Genomic DNA, 5535 nt, shown 5'->3' with positions numbered 1-5535 from the left:
GTGCCACCCATATGTCCGCACCCGAAGCCGGTCTCGAACCAGTTGTGTCACCGCAGACGGCCGTTCACGACGGTGCGTCACATGAGTTGCCGACCAAGCTGTTGCTCAGCCTGGCGGTGATCCTCATCGCCATGTGGTGCGCGGTGACCTGGTTGCCCTGGCATGTCGATGGTTCCGTGTTCTCGGTGTCCGTGCATACCATCACGGAGTTTGGCGCCATCGTGGCCGCCTTGCTGGTGTTCTCAGTCGCCTGGCACGCGCGCAGCCCCGGTCAGCCCGGCAACATCGTCATCATCGGTTGTGGCTTCCTGGCTGTAGGTCTGATCGATTTCGGGCACACCTTGTCTTTCAAGGGCATGCCGGATTTCGTGACGCCGTCTGGTTCGCAAAAGGCCATCGAGTTCTGGTTGATGGCGCGCTACACCGCCGCGTGGACCATGCTGGCCGCCGCCATCAGGCCGATCCAACCCTTGCATTCTGGCTGGCCCCGTTATGTCCTGTTGGTGGCTGCGCTGCTCTGGACAGCAGGCATGTATGCCATCGAACTGCTTGCGCCAGGCATCTGGCCCTCGACGTTTGTGGATGGCCACGGGCTGACGGCCTTCAAGGTCCTGGCCGAATATGGCGTGATGGCGCTGGCAGCCACGGCGGCCTATGTGTTCATGCGCCGCAAAAGTGCGGATCTCGCTTACAGCACCAACGACCTGTGCGCGGCCGCCATCATCACGGTGCTCTCAGAGGCTTGCCTGACGCTGTACGGCAGCGTCAACGACGTCTTCATCCTGCTGGGGCACCTCTACAAGGTGGTGGCTTATTACTTCATCTATCGCGCCGTGTTCATCACCAGCGTGAGAGACCCCTATCGCCGCTTGAGTGAAGAGATAGAAGAACGGCAAGAAGCAGAGCAGCGCGCCGCCTATCTGGCCTATCACGATGTGCTGACCAGTCTGCCCAATCGCGAGTTGGCGCGTGACCGGCTCAATCAAGCCATAGCAGATGCCAAACGCCACCAGAAGCAGGTGGCGATGGTCTTGCTGGATCTGGATCACTTCAAGAACATCAATGACACGCTGGGCCATGCGGTGGGCGACCGGTTGCTGCAGGCTGTGGCTGACATCCTGACGCGTACCTTGCGCCAGACCGATACGGTGAGCCGGCCCGGTGGCGACGAGTTCCTGATGATTCTGAAAGACCTGCATGATGCAGACGCGGCGGCGCCCGTCGTGAACAAGTTGATCGAGGAGCTTGCCAAGCCCATTGAGATCGAAGGCCAGGAGCTGTCGATCTCGGCCTCCATCGGGATTGCCATGGCGCCCAATGATGGCGAGGAATTCGAGATTCTGTTGCAGCGCGCCGATACGGCCATGTACCGAGCCAAGGCGGAGGGGCGCAACACCTATCGTTTCTTTGATGATCGGATGAATGCAGAGTCGGTCGAGAAGCTGTCCATGCGCAACGGCTTGCGTCGAGCCCTGGAGCTCAAGCAATTCGTGCTGCACTACCAGCCGCAGGTCGATCTGGCCACGGGGCGTGTGTTTGGCGCTGAAGCGCTGATCCGCTGGCAACATCCTGAGTGGGGCCTGGTGCCGCCCGGCAAGTTCATCCCGGTGGCGGAAGACAGTGGCCTGATCGTGCCAATCGGCGACTGGGTCATTGAAGAGGCCTGTCGTCAGGCCAAGGAATGGCTCGACAAAGGCTATCCACCCCTGACCGTGGCTGTGAACCTGTCTGCCTTGCAGTTCAAGCGCGGCGAGGTCGAGCAGGTGGTGTCTCAGGCCTTGGCTTGTTCAGGCTTGCCGGCCAATCAACTGGAACTGGAGCTGACCGAGTCCGTGCTGATCAGCGATGTCGAGAGCGTGGAGCGTCGGCTCAAGGGCCTCAAGGCTTTGGGTGTGAAGTTGGCCATCGACGACTTCGGAACGGGCTATTCCAGCCTGTCTTATCTGAAGCGCTTCTCGGTGGACAAGCTCAAGATCGACCAGAGCTTTGTGCGTGACCTGGAGCGCCACCCTGATGAAGTGGCCATCGTGCGCGCCATCATCCAGATGGCGGCGGGCCTGGGCCTCAACAGCATCGCTGAAGGCGTCGAGACCCTGGGCATGATGCAGAACCTGCGTGCGCTGGGCTGCGAGGAGGGGCAAGGCTATTGGTTTGCCAAGCCCATGCCCGCAGCAGCGTTTGAAGACTGGCTGACCCACACCTTGGACAAAGGTACCTTGGCGCGGGTCACAGAAGCGGCCTGATCAGGCCTTCTTGGCGTAGCCCGAGCACCAGCCCTTGGCATTGACCTGCTTGCCGCCCAGCAGAGGGCAGGCACCCCATGCATCACCGGCCTTGCCCTGGAAGAACTGGCAGTTGCCGCAAGCAGCGCCGGCCTTGTAGGTGGGGTACTTCTTGGCATCGATCTTGGTAGCGTCGTGCTTGTAACCCAAGCCAACGGCTGCGGGGTCTTTTTCGTCAGCATGGGCCGCGTCGGCGGCACGTGCACTGCCCATCACCGACAAAGCGGCGGCAGCAGGGACGATGGTCATCATGAATTGGCGACGGCTGGTCATGGTCGTAATCTCCATTTGAGTGGGGTGAAAGAAGCCTTGAATCCACTTTGACTCATTTTCGACCCGCTTCTGCACGGCGCATGTCGCCACAATGTGTAAAGCAGGTTCAATTTGAGTTCAATCAAGATTTGAGGTATTGCATGTCCGAAGACCCAAGGCCTCCGTTCGCAGAAGCTATCGTGGCAAGTTACCGCAGCAGTGCGGCTGCCCGCATGGTCAACATCCCCGTGGCGACGCTGCGCGTCTGGGAGCGACGGTATCAGGTTGTGGGCCCAACGCAAACGCCCTCAGGCCAGCGTCTGTATTCCAGTCAGGATGTCCGCAGGCTGGTGCTGATCAAGCAGTTGGTGAACCGTGGGCATGGCATCGGCATGCTGGCCCGCATGGACACGGCGGCCTTGCAGGATCTGGTGGACGAGGCGGATCAGACTGAGAGCGTGCTGAACGGTGCCACCTCGCCCGTTCAGCGCGGGCATGTGGCCGGTACTGGTAAGCGGGTCGAGCCGGTTCGTGTGCTGCTGGTGGGACAGGACGCAGCCTTGCGCTGGCAGGATCACCTCCACGCTTTCGACAGCGAAGGGGTGCGGGTGGTGAAAACTGTGGATGGCAGCCCCGCGTCCGAGTTGTCCCTGCGTGACGTTCAGGCCGATATCGTGTTGGTCGATGTGCCGGCCTTGCACATGGAAACGGTGGATTGGCTGGCGCGCTTGCAGCGCCTGGTCGGGGCTCGTCAGATCGTGGCTGTTTATGGTTTTGCCAGCAGCCAAGTCACGGGGGCCTTGCATGCGCGCGGCGCTATCTTGCATCGCTCAGCTGTGGGCGCACCCGAGCTGATGCAATCGATCATGGATGCGGTCAGAGGGTGGCGCAGCGTGGCGCGGGGGCTGCGCCATGTGCCGGATCCCGCACCCACGCCCCGGTTTGATGCCGCTTCATTGGCCGGGTTGGTGCAGTCCATGCCGCGCGTGGCTTGTGAATGCCCGCATCACCTGGCCCACCTGGTGACCATGCTGGGGCAGTTCGAGTCCTACAGCGCCGATTGCGAGAGCCGTGAGCCGGCAGACGTGGCCTTGCACGCCTACCTCTACCGGGTGGCCGGCCATGCTCGCGCCTTGATGGAAGAGGCCCTGATCACGATCGCGCAGGCAGAGGGCATCTCGCTGCCCGTGCGCGCTCAAGCTGCTGATTGAGCGGTGGCATCGCCCTCATCATCGGCTTCCTCACCCAGGAAGCCGCCGCTCTGATGCGCCCACAAGCGGGCGTACAAGCCGCCCTTGGCCAGCAGCGAGGCGTGGTCACCTTCTTCGACGATGCGGCCCTTGTCCAGCACGATCAGGCGGTCCATGGCGGCGATGGTTGACAGGCGGTGCGCAATCGCGACCACGGTCTTGCCCTCCATGAGCCGGTACAGGCTGGCCTGGATGGCGGCTTCCACTTCGGAGTCCAGCGCGCTGGTGGCCTCGTCCAGCAAGAGGATGGGTGCGTCCTTGAGCATCACGCGCGCAATGGCAATGCGCTGGCGTTGGCCACCTGATAGCTTCACACCACGTTCGCCCACGTGGGCGTCATAGGCTGTGCGGCCTTTGGGGTCAGACAAGGTCTGGATGAACTCGTGGGCCTCTGCCTTGACGGCCGCTTCGATCATGTCGGCATCGGTGGCGTCGGGGCGGCCATACAGGATGTTGTCGCGCACCGAGCGGTGCAGCAAAGAGGTGTCTTGCGTGACCATGCCGATCTGGGCGCGCAGGCTGTCTTGTGTGACGCGGCTGATGTCCTGGCCGTCGATCAGCAACTGGCCACCCTCCACGTCATAAAAGCGCAGCAGCAGGTTGACGATGGTGGACTTGCCCGCGCCAGAGCGGCCCACCAGACCGATCTTTTCGCCTGGCTGGATGTGCAGGTTCAGACCGTCCAGCACGGTACGCTCGCCGCCGTAGGCAAAGCGCACGTTCTGGAAGCGGATGTCGCCTTGCTGCACGTTCAGGGCCTTTGCGTGCGGCTGATCGAGCACCGTATGCGGCTTGGCCAAGGTGGTGATGCCATCCTGGATGGTGCCGATGTGTTCGAACAGCATGGCCACTTCCCACATCATCCAGTGCGAGATGCCATTGAGTCGCAAGGCCATGGCCGTGGCAGCCGCCACCGCACCGATTCCCACCTGCCCATGGCTCCACAGCCACAGTGCCAGCCCTGTGGTCGACAAGATGAGCAGCATGCTCAGCGAATGGTTGATCACCTCGAAGCCGCTGACCAGGCGCATCTGGCCGTACACGGTCTTCATGAACTCCTTCATGGCCGATTGGGCGTAGGCGGCTTCGCGGTTGGCGTGAGAGAAGAGCTTGACCGTGGCGATGTTGGTGTAGGCATCGGTGATGCGGCCGGTCATGGTCGAGCGGGCATCGGCTTGCTCCTTGGCCTTGCGGGCCAGACGCGGCACGAAGTAGCTCACCGAGATCACATACAGCGTCAGCCAGCCCAGAAAGGGCATCACGAGCCACAGATCGAAGCGGCCGACCACCACGGTCATGGTCACGAAGTAGATGGCCACGAAGACCAGGATGTCGGCCACGATGAAGCAGGTGTCGCGGATGGCAATGGCGGTCTGCATGACCTTGGTGGCCACGCGCCCAGCGAACTCGTCCTGATAGAAGCTCATGCTCTGGCCCAGCATGAGGCGGTGGAAGTTCCAGCGCATCTTCATGGGGAAGTTGCCGGCCAGGGCCTGGTGCTTGATCACGGTTTGCAGCAGCACGGCCAGCGGGCTGGCCAGCAGGATGGCAGCCAGCAAGAGGAGCTTGTGGCGAGACTGTGTCCATAAATTGGCGGGTGCGACTTGGCTGAGCCAGTCGACCACGCTGCCCAGCATGTTGAACAGCAGGGCCTCGAAGGCACCGATGGCCGCCGTCAGCGTGGTCATGCCCAGGATGAAGCGGCGCTGGCCGTGCGTACCGGCCCAGACAAAGGCGAAGAAGCCTTTGGG

Annotated in this window: 4 protein-coding genes; 2 read left to right on the top strand and 2 right to left on the bottom strand. The window is 62.1% G+C overall.

The window, feature by feature from the left end:
- A partial coding sequence (locus EPO09_RS14205; protein WP_290643977.1) for an EAL domain-containing protein occupies window positions 1–2243 on the top strand: 2243 nt, incomplete at its 5' end.
- Here EPO09_RS14205 and EPO09_RS14200 read toward each other — a convergent pair.
- Window positions 2244–2555, bottom strand: a complete 312-nt coding sequence (locus tag EPO09_RS14200; RefSeq protein ID WP_290643976.1) for a high-potential iron-sulfur protein — start codon at window positions 2553–2555, stop codon at window positions 2244–2246.
- A gap of 179 nt (window positions 2556–2734) precedes the next feature.
- On the opposite strand from EPO09_RS14200, the gene EPO09_RS14195 reads away from it, so the two are divergent.
- Complete coding sequence (locus EPO09_RS14195) at window positions 2735–3745, top strand: MerR family transcriptional regulator (protein ID WP_290643975.1); 1011 nt, start codon at window positions 2735–2737, stop codon at window positions 3743–3745.
- Here the strand turns inward: EPO09_RS14195 and EPO09_RS14190 are convergent.
- Window positions 3730–5535: ABC transporter ATP-binding protein (locus tag EPO09_RS14190; protein ID WP_290643974.1), on the bottom strand; the 1806-nt coding region annotated here is incomplete at its 5' end. The two genes, EPO09_RS14195 and EPO09_RS14190, sit on opposite strands and share 16 nt — an antisense overlap.

The sequence above is a fragment of the Aquabacterium sp. genome, from assembly GCF_004297345.1.
In the GTDB taxonomy this organism is placed as follows: domain Bacteria; phylum Pseudomonadota; class Gammaproteobacteria; order Burkholderiales; family Burkholderiaceae_C; genus Aquabacterium.
This window is presented reverse-complemented; position numbering and strand designations above follow the sequence as displayed.

What these genes read in the sequence shown, in the direction of transcription:
- EPO09_RS14200 (WP_290643976.1), bottom strand. Translation starts at nt 2,555, where the DNA reads ATGACCAGCCGTCGCCAATTCATGATGACCATCGTCCCTGCTGCCGCC.